The sequence below is a fragment of the Micromonospora sp. CNZ296 genome, from assembly GCF_007827635.1.
In genome coordinates, this window is record NZ_VISW01000034.1 from 1 (window position 1) to 16,024 (window position 16,024).

The 16,024-nt window shown below is 68.6% G+C and carries 16 protein-coding genes and 1 pseudogene; 7 read left to right on the forward strand and 10 right to left on the reverse strand.

Features of this window, described 5'->3' with window-relative positions:
• On the forward strand, nt 1–735 hold a 735-nt coding region (locus tag FB455_RS32265), incomplete at its 5' end, for an L-serine ammonia-lyase (RefSeq protein ID WP_145755717.1).
• A gap of 39 nt (nt 736–774) precedes the next feature.
• On the opposite strand, the gene FB455_RS32270 is transcribed toward FB455_RS32265, so the two are convergent.
• The 9 genes from FB455_RS32270 to FB455_RS32310 all read right to left on the reverse strand — a co-directional run bounded on the left by FB455_RS32270 (nt 775) and on the right by FB455_RS32310 (nt 9,788).
• Entirely contained in the window at nt 775–2,160 is a 1,386-nt protein-coding gene (locus tag FB455_RS32270; RefSeq protein WP_030275316.1) for an FAD/NAD(P)-dependent oxidoreductase, read from the reverse strand.
• On the reverse strand, nt 2,157–2,411 hold the full coding sequence (locus tag FB455_RS32275) for a (2Fe-2S)-binding protein (RefSeq protein WP_013476191.1): 255 nt from the start codon (nt 2,409–2,411) through the stop codon (nt 2,157–2,159). The genes FB455_RS32270 and FB455_RS32275 overlap by 4 nt, the downstream gene beginning before the upstream one ends.
• A complete protein-coding gene (locus FB455_RS32280; RefSeq protein ID WP_030275318.1) occupies nt 2,398–3,546 on the reverse strand; it encodes an NAD(P)/FAD-dependent oxidoreductase in 1,149 nt (382 codons plus the stop codon). The genes FB455_RS32275 and FB455_RS32280 overlap by 14 nt, the downstream gene beginning before the upstream one ends.
• The gene (locus FB455_RS32285; RefSeq protein ID WP_013476193.1) at nt 3,543–4,958 is read right to left on the reverse strand and encodes an aminopeptidase P family protein; all 1,416 of its coding nucleotides are present in this window, start codon (nt 4,956–4,958) and stop codon (nt 3,543–3,545) included. The genes FB455_RS32280 and FB455_RS32285 overlap by 4 nt, the downstream gene beginning before the upstream one ends.
• Nucleotides 4,955–6,361, reverse strand: a complete 1,407-nt coding sequence (locus FB455_RS32290; protein WP_013476194.1) for an aldehyde dehydrogenase family protein — start codon at nt 6,359–6,361, stop codon at nt 4,955–4,957. Before FB455_RS32290 ends, FB455_RS32285 begins: the two co-directional genes overlap by 4 nt.
• Nucleotides 6,358–7,359, reverse strand: coding sequence for a proline racemase family protein (locus FB455_RS32295; RefSeq protein WP_030275320.1), 1,002 nt, complete (start codon nt 7,357–7,359; stop codon nt 6,358–6,360). Before FB455_RS32295 ends, FB455_RS32290 begins: the two co-directional genes overlap by 4 nt.
• Entirely contained in the window at nt 7,359–8,249 is an 891-nt protein-coding gene (locus FB455_RS32300; RefSeq protein WP_013476196.1) for a dihydrodipicolinate synthase family protein, read from the reverse strand. Before FB455_RS32300 ends, FB455_RS32295 begins: the two co-directional genes overlap by 1 nt.
• A 250-nt stretch (nt 8,250–8,499) precedes the next feature.
• Nucleotides 8,500–9,207 (reverse strand): GntR family transcriptional regulator, encoded by a 708-nt coding sequence (locus FB455_RS32305; protein ID WP_013476197.1) that lies wholly within the window; start codon nt 9,205–9,207, stop codon nt 8,500–8,502.
• A 212-nt stretch (nt 9,208–9,419) separates the two neighbouring features.
• Nucleotides 9,420–9,788: a cyclic-phosphate processing receiver domain-containing protein gene (locus FB455_RS32310; RefSeq protein ID WP_069089543.1), complete on the reverse strand. Its 369-nt coding sequence runs from the start codon at nt 9,786–9,788 to the stop codon at nt 9,420–9,422.
• 377 nt (nt 9,789–10,165) lie between these two features.
• On the opposite strand from FB455_RS32310, the gene FB455_RS32315 reads away from it, so the two are divergent.
• Nucleotides 10,166–10,567, forward strand: a complete 402-nt coding sequence (locus FB455_RS32315) for a hypothetical protein (RefSeq protein ID WP_145755718.1) — start codon at nt 10,166–10,168, stop codon at nt 10,565–10,567.
• Nucleotides 10,568–10,715: 148 nt separating this feature from the next.
• Here the strand turns inward: FB455_RS32315 and FB455_RS32320 are convergent, their stop codons facing one another.
• A complete protein-coding gene (locus tag FB455_RS32320) occupies nt 10,716–11,969 on the reverse strand; it encodes a hypothetical protein (protein WP_145755719.1) in 1,254 nt (417 codons plus the stop codon).
• A gap of 33 nt (nt 11,970–12,002) precedes the next feature.
• Between FB455_RS32320 and FB455_RS35005 the strand changes: the two genes are divergently transcribed.
• The 5 genes and pseudogenes from FB455_RS35005 to FB455_RS34615 all read left to right on the forward strand — a co-directional run bounded on the left by FB455_RS35005 (nt 12,003) and on the right by FB455_RS34615 (nt 15,777).
• Nucleotides 12,003–12,332, forward strand: a complete 330-nt coding sequence (locus FB455_RS35005) for a hypothetical protein (RefSeq protein WP_030275327.1) — start codon at nt 12,003–12,005, stop codon at nt 12,330–12,332.
• 196 nt (nt 12,333–12,528) lie between these two features.
• Nucleotides 12,529–12,939 carry an SMI1/KNR4 family protein gene (locus tag FB455_RS32330; RefSeq protein ID WP_083395210.1) on the forward strand — a complete coding sequence of 137 codons (411 nt, stop codon included), beginning with the start codon at nt 12,529–12,531 and terminating at the stop codon, nt 12,937–12,939.
• A gap of 500 nt (nt 12,940–13,439) precedes the next feature.
• Nucleotides 13,440–14,081 (forward strand): formylglycine-generating enzyme family protein, encoded by a 642-nt coding sequence (locus FB455_RS32335; RefSeq protein ID WP_357002107.1) that lies wholly within the window; start codon nt 13,440–13,442, stop codon nt 14,079–14,081.
• A 32-nt stretch (nt 14,082–14,113) separates the two neighbouring features.
• Entirely contained in the window at nt 14,114–14,572 is a 459-nt protein-coding gene (locus FB455_RS32340; RefSeq protein ID WP_013287184.1) for a DUF3592 domain-containing protein, read from the forward strand.
• Nucleotides 14,573–14,658: 86 nt separating this feature from the next.
• Nucleotides 14,659–15,777 (forward strand): annotated as a pseudogene (locus FB455_RS34615) (IS630 family transposase).
• The last annotated feature ends 247 nt before the right edge of the window (nt 15,778–16,024 follow it).

Genomic DNA, 16,024 nt, shown 5'->3' on the forward strand with positions numbered 1-16,024 from the left:
CTGGAGATCTGGCGGGTGATGCGCGAGTGCGTGGAGAACGGCTGCACCCGTGACGGCGTACTCCCGGGTGGGTTGAAGGTCCGGCGGCGCGCGGCGGAGATGCGGCGCGGCCTGGAGGCGGAGACCGGCAGCGGGGATCCGCTGCGCGCGATGGACTGGGTGACGTTGTTCGCGCTGGCGGTCAACGAGGAGAACGCGGCCGGCGGGCGGGTGGTCACCGCGCCGACGAATGGTGCCGCCGGGATCATCCCGGCTGTGCTGCACTACTACACCCGGTTCGTGCCGGGTGCCTCCGAGGAGGGCGTGGTCCGGTTTCTGCTGGCGGCGGGCGCGATCGGTGTGTTGTTCAAGGAGAACGCGTCGATCTCCGGGGCCGAGGTGGGCTGTCAGGGTGAGGTGGGTTCGGCGTGCTCGATGGCGGCGGCCGGGCTGGCCGAGGCGCTTGGCGGTACGCCGGAGCAGGTGGAGAACGCCGCCGAGATCGGCATGGAGCACAACCTGGGGCTGACCTGCGATCCGGTGGGTGGCCTGGTGCAGATTCCGTGCATCGAGCGCAACGCGGTGGCGAGCATCAAGGCGATCACCGCGGCCCGGCTGGCGTTGCGGGGCGACGGGGTGCACCACGTGTCGCTGGACAAGGTCATCAAGACCATGCGGGAGACCGGCGCGGACATGAAGGTCAAGTACAAGGAGACCGCGCGGGGCGGCCTCGCCGTCAACGTCATCGAATGCTGAGGGCACCTCCGCGCCGGCCGTGATTCGTCGTGCGCGAGATCAGTCGTCGCCGGCGAGGTCGGCAAGCGTGATCGGCTGCATCAGCGTACGAGACGCATGTCCCTGAACATCCACCGAACTCACCGGCCGGGCCGCTTCTCGGGCGGTGAGGCATGCTGTGGCGTAACCACATATTCGCCCCTGGCACCAGCCCATGCCGGCGCGGGTCAACAGCTTCGTGCCCCGGGCATCGCCCGCGGACAGTTCACGCACCGCCTGCCGAACAGCGCCTGCCGACACCTCCTCGCACCGACAGACGAGAGTCTGGTCGTCACACAGATCGGGCCAGAAGGCCGGCACGGGATGAACCGCATGCAGAGCGGCGGCGAAACGACGCAGTCGACGCCGGATCCGCAGCAACCTACTGCGCTCACCCGCACGCAGCGGCCCCGCGCGACCGAGAGACCGGGCGACCGCGTCCCCGGCGAGGTGCCCTTCCACGAGCGCCAGCCTCGCCCCGCCGACGCCGGTCACCTCGCCCGCTGCGTACACGCCCGGTACAGAGGTCGCTTGATCCGGCCCGATCCTCACCACGAGACTGCCGTCGCGGTCCATGAATGTCTCGCATCCCAGGGCGACAGCCACCTCCACCTGCGGGGTGAAGCCGAAGCCGACGGCGAGACCGTCGCAGCCGACGTGTCTCTCGCTGCCGGGCACCACCGAGCCCAGCGGGCTGATCGCCGCCACTGTCACCCCGGCGAGCTGATCGTCGCCGTGCGCGGCCACCACAGCCATACGCCGCCGATACGGCACCCGACGACGCAGCATCCGCCAGCCGTACCGGCCTGCCTCGGTCAACTTGCTCGCTGCGCCGAGAACCGCACCGACGTGCCGTGCGTACCGGACCGGGTCGTTCGCCTCGTACACGCCGACCACCGTGGCGCCGGCGTCGGCCAAGCCGGTCGCGACCGGCAACAGAAACGGTCCCGTCCCCCCGACGACGACGCGTCGCGCGAACACCACCCCTTGACCCTTCAGCAGGGCCTGAGCTCCACCGGCGGTGACCACCCCCGGCAGATCCCAACCTGGGAAAGGGACAACCCGGTCATGAGCTCCCGTGGCGATGACGAGTCGCCGGCCGTACACGACCGTGGAGTGCGTGTGGACGGCGAACTGCGGACCGACGTCGTCCGGGCGAGACTCGACGAACCACACTGCCGCGTCCGGGTGGTGATCGAGCTGGTCGAACCGTGCGCGCAGACCGGCGAACAACGCCCAGTCCGTGTGGCTGCGGGCGTCCGCACCGGATCGGTGCCGCCAGTACTGTCCGCCGGGACGCGACCCGGCATCCAGGACGGCCACCCGGCAGCCGGCATCGGCCGCCGTGACCGCCGCGGCCAGACCGGCCGGTCCTGCACCGATCACCACCAGGTCGTACGTGCTCATGTCCCCTCCCGCAGCTCGTCCTGAGGTTCGACCACGTCACCGCTGCGGGCGACCACCAGACAGGCTCGCTGCGACGGCACACCGTTGACCGTGACGAGACAGTCGAAGCACACGCCGATGCCGCAGAAGACCCCCCGGGGTCGCCCTTCGACCCGTGTGCTCCGCCAGGATCGGATCCCGGCGGCGAGAAGGGCCGCGGCTACGCTCTGCCGCCCGTCGTGAGGGATCGAGCGGCCGTCAAAGGTGAACATGGTGACGCTCCGGTGCGAACGGTCGTAGATCCACGTGCGGGCGGCGGTCGGTCAGCAGTGCGGCGATGGCGTGCCCGGTCGCCGGGGCGAGGCCGATACCGGCGCCCTCGTGGCCGGTGGCATGAAAGAGCCCCGGCACGTCCTTGTCCGCGCCGATGATCGGCAGATGGTCCGGACTGTACGGCCGGAAACCCCGGTAGGCGCGAATCGCGGAGACGCCGCCCAGGATCGGGAACAGGCGTATCGCAGCCGCTGCGAGCCCTCTCAGCGCCGGCAGAGACATGGCCGGATCGAAGCCGACATGCTCCCGGCTGGACCCGATCAGGATCGTGCCGGCGCGAGTCCCCTCCACCACCGGGGAGATCTCCAGCCCAGCGGTGCTGCGCTCGACGTTCGCAACGTAACCGGCGGCGTAGACCTTGTGCCGCACGAGCTCCGGCAGCGGCTGGGTGACCAGGACGAAGCCACGTCGAGGCAGGATCGGCAGCTCGACGCCCGCCAACGCGGCGACTCTGCCAGCCCATACGCCGGCGGCGTTCACCACCCTGGTCGTTGACAGCAGGCCATGATCAGTCCGCACAGCTCGAATCCCCCCGGTGCCGTCCCGGAGCAGGCCGACAACGCAGGTGCCGGTCAGTACCGTTGCCCGGGCCGCACGGAGCAGGTGTGCGGCGGCGAGCATGGGCTGGACCTGCATGTCCTGGGGATAGTGCACCGCACCGACGAGATGGGGGGACAGGTGCGGCTCGTAGCTGGGCAACTCATGCGAGGCGACGGCGTGCGCCTCGACGCCCGCAGCACGCTGGCGGTCCGCGAACGCCGACAGTGTGTCGTGCTCTGTCGCCGAGGCCGCCACCACCAGGCCGCCCTTCCGTTCCAGTTCGATCTGCGCATCGCCCATGGTCTCGCCCAGTTCGCGCCACAGCGCGACGGAATGAAGCGCCAGGCTGAGTTCCGGGCCGGGTGATTTGTCGGAGAGGAGGATGTTGCCTTCGCCGGCCCCGGTGGTGCCGGACGCGACGCCGGCCCGGTCCACCACTGTCACCGTCAGGCCGGCCCGTGCGGCGTAGTAGGCGCAGGCGGCACCGGTCATCCCGGCGCCTATCACCACCACGTCCGCGTCGGCGTCGATCACGACGACACCCGGTGCATCCACGCCTCGATCTCGTCGGGACGTCGAGGTAGCCCGGAGGAGAGGACTCGACAGCCGTTGTCGGTGACAAGAACGTCCTCCTCGATCCGAATCCCGATTCCGCGCAGCTCAGCCGGAACCAACTCGTCGTCAGGCTGGAAGTAGAGGCCGGGCTCGACAGTGAGCACCTGGCCGGCAGCCAGCCGTCCGTGCAGGTAGCTGTCAGCGCGGGCAGCCGCACAGTCGTGGACGTCCAGACCGAGCATGTGGCCTGATCCACACAGCGTCCACCGCCGGTAGAGCCCGGACTCCTCGGTCAAGGCGCGTTCCGGCGACACGGGCAGCACGCCCAGGTCGGCGAGGCCGTACGCCAGCACGGTCATCGCCGCCTGATGGAACGCACGCCAGTCGGCGCCCGGCTTGAGGCAGTCCAGAGCTGCGTCGTTCGCCTTCAGGCACAACTCGTACAGATCGCGTTGCAGCGGACTGAACCGGCCGGACACCGGTAGAACACGAGTGATGTCTGCCGTGTAGAGCGACCTCGTCTCGGCACCGGCGTCGAGCAGCAGCAGGTCCCCGTCGCGGACCGCGCCGTCGTTGTCGATCCAGTGCAAGGTGGCGGCGTGCGCACCGGCGGCCACGATCGAGTGGTATCCGACGTCGTTGCCCTCCAGGCGGGCTCGCTGCCAGAACACCCCCTCCAGGTAACGCTCGGACGTACGCTTCGCCATCGGCAAGGCACGCACCATGTCCTCGAAACCGCGGGTGGTGATGGCCACCGCCTCTTCCAGCTGGCCGATCTCCCAGTCGTCCTTGACCAGCCGCATCTCATCCAGCACCGCGGCGAATTCCAGGTCGCCCGGCCCCGCGGCGTCGGCCGTCAGCCCATCCACGTGCACGTCGACTCCACGCAGCACGCGGGTCGGAACGCCCCGCCCGGACAGGACCGACTCCAGCTCGGCCAGATGACGGGTCGTCACAGCCAGCCGCCGACGGCTCTCTCCCAAGGTGGGCCGGCGTCCGGCCCACAGTTCCCCATACATCCGGTCACGGAAGAACTCGGGCGTGCTCCGGTCGGATCGGGGGCGAAGAAAGAGCATCTCCTCACCGTCCGGCTCGATGACCAGGACCCCGTCTGAGGACTGGTCGCCGGTCAGCCAGACATAGGCAGAATGCGGGCGGAACCGATAGTGCTGGTCGTTGGAACGCCTCTTGAAGCTTCCGGCCGGGACGACGAGCCGTTCCCCGGAGAAACGGCAGTGCAGCTGTCTCCGGCGTACCGCCGCCCAGCCGGCGACCTCGTCGACCTGTGTGACGTGCCGCTCGCTGTCAGCCCACCCGGAGAGCATGAACTCCTCCAACGCGGGGCTGACCGGCAGATCATGACTACCGGTGTGCAGGTCGACCCGTTTCATGCGGCCTCCTCGGCGGGGCTGGGTGGGGGAGTACAGAGGGTGATGGTGCGCAACGAGGTGTAGAAGTCCAGTGCGGCTGTGCCCTGTTCTCGAGGGCCCTGGCTGGACGCCTTCTCACCGCCGAACGGCGCGTGGAAATCGACTCCGGTAGTGGGCGTGTTGACCCGGATGAGACCGGTGTCGATGGCCCGGACCACCTCGAACAACCGGCCGATGTCGCGGCCGTGGACGGACGTCACCAGCCCGTACCGAACGTGGTTGACCAGAGCGGCCGCGGCGGCCGGGTCCGACACGGTGAAGATGCTGGCCAGCGGGCCGAACGTCTCCTCGCACGCGACCGGATGGCCAGGGTCGACCGAATCGAGCAGCACCGGCGCCACATAGAGGCCGTCAGCCCGGGACGCGAGACGAGTGAGAACCCGGCCTCCTGCCGCGCGGGCTGCCGCGACGCCGTCCAGAACTCGACGGCGCGCGACGTCGGTGATGACGGGACCGACTGCGACGCCGGCATCGGCCGGGTCGCCGACGCGTAGCCCCGCCACCGCGGCCACCAGGGCTTCGGTGAGCGCGGTGGCATCGCCCACCACGATGATCCGCCGAGTCGCGGTGCACTTCTGGCCCGCATATGCCATGGCGGCACCTGCCAGCATCGTGGCAGTGGTGGCAGGGTCGGCGTCCGGCAGCACGACCGCTGCGTTCTGTCCGCCCATCTCCGCCTGAACCGGTAGCCCGGCGCGAACGGCGGCGACGGCGACACCCCTGCCGACCGTCGCGGAGCCGGTGAAGGACACGACGTCAGCCGCTTCGACGACGGCCTGTCCGGTGTCCGCACCTCCCGGCACCACATGGAGCAGATCGTCGGGCAGCAGCCCGTCGAACAGGCCCGCCACCAACTCGCCGCAAGCCAGCGCCTCGGGCGACGGCTTGAGCAGCACTCCGTTACCAGTGGCGAGGGCCGGTGCAGCCTTCCACAGCGGGATGGCCAGTGGAAAGTTCCACGGCGTGATCAGACCAGCCACGCCCCGCGGCCGACGTTCGGTGAACAGCAGTCCCGGCTGATTCGCCGGCAGCGTCGGCGCCAGCAGGTCGCCGATCGCCGCGAAGCAGGACTGGGCGTAGTAGTCGAGGATCGCAGCGGCCCGGCTGACCTCGGCGTTCGCTTCCACGACCGGCTTGCCCACCTCACGGACGATCAGAGCAGCCGCTTCACCGGCCCGAGCCCGCAGCCGGTCCGCCGCCTCACTCAGGGCAGCGGCGCGGCCGGAGGGATCCCGACGGCGCCAGGCGTCCTGCGCGACACGGACCGAATCAGCGAGCTTCCGCACACCATCAGGAGTGACCGGGACACGCTCCGCGACGACATCGTCCGGCTTCTGAGGGGAACGGCTCTGAATGAGACTCACAACATGAATCCCGCCGGGAAAGGGTCCTCGGGGTCGAGGAAGAACTGGGCGGTACCGGTAAGCCACGCCCGCCCGGTGACTGTCGGCACCACCGCGGGCCGACCGGCGACGGTGGTCGTATCGACCAGCCGACCGGAAAACCGGCTGCCGATGATGGACTCGTTGACGAATTCCTGTCCGAGGGGGAGCAACCCGCGGGCGTGCAGCTGCGCCATCCTCGCCGACGTGCCGGTCCCGCAAGGGGATCGGTCGAACCAGCCGGGATGGATGGCCATGGCGTGGCGTGACAACCGGGCGGTCGCCCCTTCCGCAGCCAGGTAGACATGGTGGCATCCGGAGATGTGCGGCTGCTCGGGGTGCACGGGCCGGGCGGTGTCGTTCACGCCTCTCATCACGCTGAGCCCCACCTCCAGCAGCCGTTGTTTGTCCATGCGGTCCAGTCGCAGGCCCAACTCCGGCAGGTCGACGATCGCATAGAAGTTGCCGCCGAACGCGAGGTCGTAACGGACGTGGCCGTAGCCGGGGACCTCGACCAAGGCGTCCTGTTCCACCAGGAAGGAGGGAACGTTCTGGATGGTGACAGCGGTGGCGCGGCCCTGCTCGACCTTGACAGACGCCACCACCAGTCCGGCCGGCGTATCGAGGCGGATCGTGGTCACCGGCTCGGTGACCGGCACCATCCCGGTCTCCGCCAGTACGGTGGCCACACCGATCGCACCGTGTCCGCACATCGGCAGGCACCCCGACACCTCGATGAAGACCACACCGACATCGGCGTCCGGGCGGGTGGGCGGCTGGAGGATCGCACCCGACATGGCGGAGTGCCCGCGCGGCTCGTACATCAGAAACGTGCGCAGGTCATCCCGGTGGTTCGTCAGGTACTCCCGACGTTGCGCCATGGTGTCGCCCGGCAGGAGCGGCGCGCCTCCGGTCACCACCCGGGTGGGCATTCCCTCGGTGTGGGAGTCGACGACGTGAATGACGCGGCTACTGCGCATCAGCGGTGCCCTGCCGCGAGCACCCGTTCGGTCGTGGTACGGATGACCGCGGCGTCGGTGGGGGCCAGCGGCTGGCGCGGCTGGCGCGTGAAGCCACCGGGACGACCTGCGACATCCATGGAAAGCTTGATCGCCTGAACGAACTCAGTGCGCGAATCCCAACGGAGCAGCGGATGCAGTGCCCGGTAGAGGAGGACGGCCGTCCTGAGATCACCCGCCGTCGCGGCCTCGTAAAGACGAACGCAGCTCGCCGGAATGGCGTTCTGGTAGCCGCCAATCCAGCCCACCGCGCCCGCGATCAGGAATTCGAGCGCGACGTCGTCCGCGCCGGCGAGGATGTCGAGACCAGGCGCCGTCTCGGCGATCTGGTACGCCCGGCGGGCGTCACCGCTGAACTCCTTGACCGCGACGATCAAACCCTCGTCGTGTAGACGCCGCAGCAGGTCGGGTGTCAGGTCCACCCTCGTGTCCATCGGATTGTTGTAGGCGACGATCGGTAGACCTGCCTTCGCCACCTCACGGTAGTGGGCCAGCACTGCTGCCTCGTCAGCGCGGTACGTCGTCGGTGGCAGCAACATGACGGCCGGGCAGCCTTCCTCCGCAGCCTGCTCGGTCCAGCGCCGTGCCTCGTCGGCACCATAGGCCGAGACGCCTGGTACGACGGCGAACCCATCAGGGGCGGCTTGCACCGCCGTTCGCACCACCGAAGCCCGTTCCTCGCTGCTGAGCGCCTGGTATTCACCGAGGGAACCGTTGGGGACAACGCCATGACAGCCGTTGTCAGCGAGCCATCCGACATGTGCAGCGTAAGCGCCGAAATCGATGCCCTGGTCGGCGTGGAACGGAAGAGCGGTCGCTACGAGAACCCCACGCCACGGCGCCATTTCCATGCGGCCTCCATCAGTAATATGTTACATAGCACCATAGTGGCTGCGCCCGCCCCGTCAAGAGGTGCAATCGCCCCGGCTCGGCGCCGTTCGAAGCAGTCGATGAACGGCTGAGGGCGTGACCGTATGCGATAGCGGGGCCCGGAGCTGCTGCCGGCGAGCACATTCGGTGTGCCGGTGCTGACTCCAAGGAGCCACGGTGGCGGCGTAGCGGGAGCCGACCGGCCGGACGTGTCAACAGAACACGTTGGTCCTAGTCTTCACGACGGGCCGCCCAGATACCTCGGACGTGCCGCAAGTGGTGCCGCATCAGGCCGACCACGGCCTCACGGTCACCCCCGGCGATGAGCTCGATCAACTCGAGATGCTCGTTCGCGGAGTCGACCAGACCTCCACTCTCCACCAGCGCGTCGAGACCGTACAAACGGGTGTGATTGCGCAGGTCGGCAACCGTCTCGACCAGCCGTTGATTCCCGGCGGCATGCAACAGTGTCAGGTGGAAGGCGTTGTCCGATTCGATGTACGCCACCAGGTCCCCACGTCCGGCAGCAGAAACGATGTTGTCCGCCAACCTCCGCAGTTCCCGCACCTGCGGTTCCGACAGTCTGCCCGTCTGGTCGGCCACCACCGGAATCTCGAGAAGCTCCCGAATCTGAGTGATCTCGTCCAGATCCCGCTCACTGAGGGCCTTGACGCGGAACCCCTTGTTCTTGACGATCGAGACCAAGCCCTCCTTGGCCAGGTCGAGGATCGCTTCGCGAACCGGCGTGGGCGAGACGCCGAAGCGTCCGGCCAGCATCGGGACGGAGTAGGTCGAATCCGGCCTCAAGCTGCCAGCCACGATAGCCGCGCGCAGGGCGTGCGCTACGTCCTCGCGTAGGCTCTGCCGACTCTGAAGCGGCTTCAGGTCCAGCGTGGATGCGGCAGCGCTCGCATCGCCAGTCCGCTGGTTGCCTTTCACAGTTGCATCCGCTCCGGTCCCGTCGAGCCAACCCTGAGAACAAGCCGCCCGGGGCCCGCCCTTCATCCCTGCTGACGGCGGCCCTGTCTCTCAGCGCCACCGTCAACCACCGCGCCGATCTCGGAGCCTACCCAGTGGGTATCGCCTCGACATCTACCGGGCGACAGCCGGTGGGTCGCAGCCTGCTATACGTGACGGCGTGGCCGGATCGATCAGCTCGCCGGAGGGCCTTTGTCGTAGCCGACGTCTGAGCAACCCGACGCGACGCGGACCCGGTAACCCCAGCGCCTCAGGACAAGCGCGATTCTTGCGGCACCGCCCGGGTTGGCGGAATGGACGACGACCACACCGATGTTGAAGGGGCGGTCGTCGAAGGCGGCCTGTTCCAGGACCTCTACCACCGGCCAGATCGTGTCGTCGCCGCCCAGGTCGTGGTCCAGCCACAGCTCGTCCAGCCGACCATCCCGGTAGCGGGTAAGAAGCTCGACTCCGGCAGCGCTCGTACGGGCCACCTCCGCGCGGCGGCCATCAACGAATGACCGAAGGTCATCGATCAGAGCGATCGCTCGCCGGGCGTCCACCCGGTCATGATGCGCGGGCGCCGCCACACGTCGCCATCCGGTTTCGCCGGCGAAGCAGGCTCCGAGAGCTGTCGGGGGGTGTTGCGGTGATCCAGGCCGGCGGCGAAGCCGCGGATTCGGGGCATCCGGCGTGGCGGGCGCGGTTGATTCAGGTGTCGAGGTGCTGCTCGGTGCCCTGGTGGCGGACCAGCGCGGCGGACCGGCGGGCGAGGCTGGCGACGTTCGAGGTCCGGTGACGTGGCGGGCCGGACAGCGCCCCGCTCCCCAGGGGGCGGGGTCGTCAACTGCAACCACCCGGATCGCGGCATGACCGCGCGAATCGCGGCAGAAGCGGACGGCGTGAGGCATCCTTGTTCTCCTCGTCAGAGGAGGTTGTCATGGAGTCGGATCAGCCGCCCCAGGCTGCGATGGAGGCGGTGACGGCGGACCTACTCCATCTGGGCTTCCTGGAGATCCGGTTCCTCACTGCGCCACTGCTGGATGCCCATTCGGCGGACGCACTCGACCGACGTCGTGAGCGCGCCAATATGATCGCCGACCTCTGTCACCAGCTTCCAGGGCTTCTTGCGCCGCAGCGACGCGATCAACTCGCCGACGGGCTGCGATACCTTTGGCGAACTGCTACCGCGACCAAGCGTCAGTGGCTGCGGTCCCGCTGGGACCACCTGAACTACGATCACCGCTGGCTGACTGAGGCCGCCACCGAACGGCCCACCCCAAAGGGGAAAACTGCAAACGCCGACCCGCCGAGCCCACCGATTGAATCCGGCGCCAACTGACCTCGGGCGGCACCGACCTACCGACGGCAGATGAGTGCACCTGATCTCGGTCATTGCCCGGGCGTCCGACCGTTGAACCGATGACCGGAGGCGGGCGTCGGGTGCACGTCGACCAGCGCGGCGTCGGTCGCTCGCTGTCGTGGATGGCTCAGGTTTCGTCGAAGAGTTCTTCGGCGATCGTGGCTGTGTACGGAGCCTCGCTGTAGGTAAGCCAGCGCTCGATTTCGTTGGCATGACTGCCGAGGGCGGTCGCGGTGGCGACGGCGTCGACCGCGTCCGGGGGTGGCGTGACCCCGTCCCGGGTCGCCAAAGCTAGTGGCCACGACGGCCGCACTCGAGCACCGTCGGCGTAGAACAGGAACGGCGGTACGAACTGCAGCAGGCGACCGTCCGCGTCATCGACGGTGTCACCGGAGCGAAGCGCACCGTATGGGCGGTGCAGCAGCTTCATCTCGAATGGCTCGGCACGCTCCAGCCACACGTCTGCCGCGTCCGCGTATCCGCTGCCGACCGGCAGCAGCGCGATGCTCGCTGTCAGTCTCGGCAGGAAGCCGTCGTCCATCGGCGGGTCGTATCGGTTGGACCGCACCACGTAGCACCGGGTCGGCGGTACGCCAACCGCGCACCGGTCGCCCTCGTCGAGTTCGGCCGCCGGCGGGCGCAGCTGGTACGGCCACCACGGCTCGGTAGATTCGTCGACGGGGAAGGCGACGCTGCCGTTCGGCAGGTACGCCGAGTCGGGATCGAGCACGGCCCCCCACGGCCAGCGCACCGCCGCGTAGTACTTGCCGGCGCGTGTGGTCACCGTTGGGGTCCACGGGCATGACACCGCCACCACGTCACCGACCTGGTAGGTCAGATCGTGCGGGGGTATCACGATCTCCGGTCGCTCAGGGTCGGCGTTCAGCAGGCCGTGGTTGGCAAGTCGGGCTGCCCATTCGGCGCCGAGCCGGGCGGAAACGATCCGGATCTGGGCCGCCGCCTGCGCGGGAGGCTGCTGCGTCATCGCCAGGGTGTCCCGCTGCGCCTGCGCCTCCCGGTCTCCCGAGTCGTCGTCGGACCCCAGCTCCGACCAGAGGTCCACCGTCCACGTGACAAGCTGTTCCATGGGTTCGGCCATGGGCTGCCGAGCAGCCTCGGCCGCCCTGACCATAACCTCGAAGATCTGCGCCTCGGCGCTGTACTCATCGCACAGGGCTCTGAGCTTCGCGCCTACTGCCGCGATCCGTTCCGCGTCGGGCGCGGCGAGCTCGCCGTGCCCCGTCCAGAACGCGTCGACGCTGTCTCGATAGAACGCGGCCGCTCGTAGCGTGCCGCACGCGTGCACGTACGGTGCGAGACGCTCGAGGCAACCCGCCACCCAGAGACCCGCCTGCCAGGGCAGAAGCGTCGTACCAGGCATTCCACCGCACCCCCCGTGTTACGCGCCGGAACAGTGGACCATGCCCGGCATCCCCTGGGAGCGGTCTGGGAGCTGCGGGACCAGGTGCAAAGCGAGGCGGCAACCGCGTCAGAGCCGAGGACTTGGCACCGCGCGTCCAGCGTCAACCCGGGCACCGGCCTGCGTGATAGGGACCGCGACCGCCGGTCCCAGTACCTCGCGTGCGGCGCCGACCTCGGCATCACCTCGGGCGCCTACAACTGGCAGCTCTACCAGCCCGGAACACGGTACTGGCTGTTCCAGGGCATCGAGACCGGCATCTTCGTCGCCGTCGCCGCCCTGCTGCTCTACCTCGCCATCCGCCGCATCCGCCGCGTCGCCTGACCGCGAAGCCGTCCACGGGAGGCACCATGCGCTAACTCACCTACATCGCCGCTGCGGCCCTGCTGGCTCGGCATCCGCTGGCATTCACCTGAATCTCTCTGCAGTTGTGCTCGCCGGCTTTTCCCCCCGCTCATGCCGCTGGTGGTGTGCGTCGATGTCTTGTGGGGGGACTGCTCGGAGCACCGACGATAGTTACATGATCATTGACAGCTTGCCGGTCCCGTCTGCGCTGCTCCGGGTGCTGCAGCAGGGGCGGTGGGTAGCTCCAGACCGCTCGTCGTCGACGTACCGGGAAGTCTTCGGTGATGACGCCGTAGCGCCGCAGTTCCTTCCCTTGAGTCGGATGACGGCCAACAGGCGCTGGCTCGATGACATCCCTGAGGACTATCGCGGGTTCTACCTCGGTCAACCGGACCGGCAGAGCCCGCCCGGCGACGTGGATCCCGACCGGTCTCTCCTGATCGGTGACCTCGGACCTGACCGGCCGTTTGCGTTGGACTACAGACCTTCGTCGGCCGCACCGTCGGTGATCTACCTCAGCACAGCGGCGGACTGGATCGAGGTTGCGCCCAACATCGAGATGCTGATCGAACGCCTCGGGATCTGACTGTGCGGAGGGATCCCTTTGATCTTCTGCCGCCGACCGGGCGCAACGTTCGGTCGCGCCTACCGTATGCGTGATGGCGTGCAGGTGGCCGGGCATTCGTTAGGTGCCGAACCCGCCGCACAGGTAGTACAGGCTCGTGGCCAGTCCCAATATCCAGCCAGCTACGAGGCCAGACGATGACCCACGGTCGAGCCGTCCGGACAGCGCGAAGCAGCTGCCCAGCAACACCAGCTGGGCAATGCCGTACGTGAGTACGCCGAAGAAGAGCGCCGCGAACCTCCCACCGGCATCCAAGTCCGAATTCGGCCGCCACCAGCGGCGGTGGCCAGGGCAATCGTGAACCCAACAGCAAGACCGTGCCCAGCGAGGGAGACGACCGTTCCGGTAACCATCGGCCTGGTGACCGTCACCGCCGGAGCGTGACCCCGTGCCGACCGAGCGCTCGTACTCGTACCAGGCGGCGCGGTTGGTGATGCCGGACTGCTAGCGTTCGGCGTCGTGTGGACCGAAGAGATCGTGGCCGGGCGGCCGGCCTGGCGGCATATCCCGTCCGGCGTGGTCTTTCGGGCGGTGCCGGGCGGGACCTTTCGCATGGGTCTGTAGGTGCGGGTCGAACCATTCCTGATTGCTCGGCACCCGCTGACGGTCGCGCAGGTCCAGCACTGGTTGCCCGAGTACGAGGACGACTACGCCAACGCGGACTCCGGCACGGCCCGGCCCGAGAACGACCTGGACGAGCTGTGCCATTCCGGCTGCCCAGCGAGGCCGAATGGGAGTACGCAGCCCGAGCCGGCACCACCACCTTGACCTTCCGCGGCGACGAGAAACCCGGCGAGGGCCATCTGCTCGACGACTTCGGCGATGAGCGGCGGACAGCCGCCGCTGAGAACGCGTTCGGGCTGGCCGCGATGGGCTCGGCAGCCGAGATTTGCGCCGACGTGTGGATTCCCGGTTTTGTGGGCGCCCCGGCGGATGCCCGCCCACGCACCGGTGACGGGCCCAGGGCCGTACGCGGCGGTGCCGCCGACCTCTACCCGTGGCAGGGCTGCGACGAATGGCTGCTGCTGCTCGCCGCCACCCGGTATGAGCACGATCAGTTCACCGCGGTCCGCCCGGTCGCACCACTGCCGCCCTGGAGTTAGCCAGGCCGCCGGACGAGACGCGAGGAGGGCCGGTGGTGGAGAGCCCGTTCGGCTGGCGAGAGTTGAAGCTGGTCCTCGCGGTTGTCCTCGGCACCCTTCTGATCGGCGTGGGGATGCTGCTCACCGTTCGGCTGAACGAGGCGATCGACGAGCGGGTTCGCGTCGGCGCCGAGACGACAGGCCAAGTGGTCCACGTCGAACGGTTCAGGATCACGCGTTCGTTCTCCGCCACGAGGCTGACTGTGGACTACACGTTCGACGGCGTGCGGTATCGGGAGCGGTTCTCCAGCGAACTCGACGAGAGTGAGTTCCGCGTCGGGGAGTTACTCGACGTACGCGTCGACAGGACGGATCCGACCCGGGCTGCCACGCCCGACGGGTACGCGACGGAGGATCTGCTCCTGCAGGCGCCGACTGTCCTGGCTGGCCTCGGCCTCGTCATGATCGTGATCTCGCTCGCGCTTATCAGAACGGGCCCTCGGCGCGGCTAGTGCTCGGACCACAAACGTTCGCGGTGTTGGTGACACGCCGGGCCTGGGTGGCGGTCGGGCTGGGGTTGCGGCGTCAGGCTGTCGGGGTGGCAGAGCCGGTTCGGGTACGTCGATTAAGTGATCAAGAAGGACAGCGGCTGCAACGGCTTGTGCGCCGGGGCACGGGCTCGGCCGTGCGGCTGCGGCGGGCGATGGTCGTGCTTGCCTCTGCGGGAGGCAACAGCGTGCCAGTCATCGCCCGGCTCGTGCAGGCCGACGAGGACTCCGTGCGGCAGGTGATCCACCGGTTCAACGAGATCGGCATGGCCAGCCTGGACCCTCAGTGGGCGGGTGGCCGTCCCCGCCGGATCAGTAGCGACGACGAGGCGTTCATCGTCGTGACGGCCAACACCCGCCCCGCGAAGCTGGGGCGGCCCTTCACCTGATGGAGCGTGCGCAAGCTCGCCGAGCACCTGGCGCACAACCCGGACCGGCGGGTGGTCGTCGGCCGGGAGCGGCTGCGGCAACTACTGCGCAAACACGAGATCACCTTCCAGCGCACCAAGACGTGGAAGGAGTCCACCGACCCCGACCGCGAGGCCAAGCTGGCCCGTATCGAGCAGGTGATCGAGCAGTTTCCGCACCGCACGTTCGCCTTCGACGAGTTCGGGCCGCTGGCGGTCCGACCGCACGGCGGCGTCGGCTGGGCGCCGAAAGGTCGCCCGCGTAGGCTGCCGGCTAACTACCACAAGCTGCACGGCGTGCGGCAGTCCCACGGCTGCTACAGCATCGGCGACGACCAGTTGTGGGGCGTCATTCGCACCCGCAAGTCCGCGGCGAACACCCTGGCCGCGTTGAAGTCGATCCGGGCCGCTCGCCCGGACGGCGCACCGATCTACGGCATCCTGGACAACCTGTCCGCCCATAAGGGGTTCAAGATCCGGCAGTGGGCGGCCCGGAACAAGGTCGAGATGTGCTTCACCCCGACCTACGCCTCCTGTGCCAACCCCATCGAGGCGCACTTCGGGCCGCTACGAACCTTCGTCATTGCGGGCTCGGATCACCCCAACCACACCGTCCTGGCCCGCAACCTGCACGCCTACCTGCGCTGGCGCAACGCCAACGCACGCCACCCCGATGTCCTGACCGCCCAACGCCGCCACCGTGCCGAAATCCGCAGCGAACGACAACGCCGCTGGGGCCAACGCGCCACCCGAGCCGCATGACCAACCCGGCCAACGTTTGTGGTCAGAGCACTAGGTGGGCTGGTGGAACCCGACTGGCGCCCCCCGGCCGCGGATCGGGGCGGCTGTTCCGCGCGGAGAGTCGTCAACTCGTAGATGGCGGAAGGGTGGTAGTCCGCGCTGAGACTCGAATCCCACCGGATACCTGCTGGCTAGGGCACTTGCTCGGTGACCTCTTCGGCGTGCCCGAAGTGTCTGCGGCTCGGCATACGGGGGCCGACGGGCTGAT

Excerpts from the sequence above, each read along its gene's own strand:
- FB455_RS32270 (WP_030275316.1), bottom strand. The coding sequence starts at position 2,160 with ATGAGCACGTACGACCTGGTGGTGATCGGTGCAGGACCGGCCGGTCTG.
- FB455_RS32275 (WP_013476191.1), bottom strand. The coding sequence starts at position 2,411 with ATGTTCACCTTTGACGGCCGCTCGATCCCTCACGACGGGCGGCAGAGC.
- FB455_RS32285 (WP_013476193.1), bottom strand. The coding sequence starts at position 4,958 with ATGAAACGGGTCGACCTGCACACCGGTAGTCATGATCTGCCGGTCAGC.
- FB455_RS32295 (WP_030275320.1), bottom strand. The coding sequence starts at position 7,359 with ATGCGCAGTAGCCGCGTCATTCACGTCGTCGACTCCCACACCGAGGGA.
- FB455_RS32300 (WP_013476196.1), bottom strand. The coding sequence starts at position 8,249 with ATGGAAATGGCGCCGTGGCGTGGGGTTCTCGTAGCGACCGCTCTTCCG.
- FB455_RS32315 (WP_145755718.1), top strand. The coding sequence starts at position 10,166 with ATGGAGTCGGATCAGCCGCCCCAGGCTGCGATGGAGGCGGTGACGGCG.
- FB455_RS32320 (WP_145755719.1), bottom strand. The coding sequence starts at position 11,969 with ATGCCTGGTACGACGCTTCTGCCCTGGCAGGCGGGTCTCTGGGTGGCG.
- FB455_RS32330 (WP_083395210.1), top strand. The coding sequence starts at position 12,529 with ATGATCATTGACAGCTTGCCGGTCCCGTCTGCGCTGCTCCGGGTGCTG.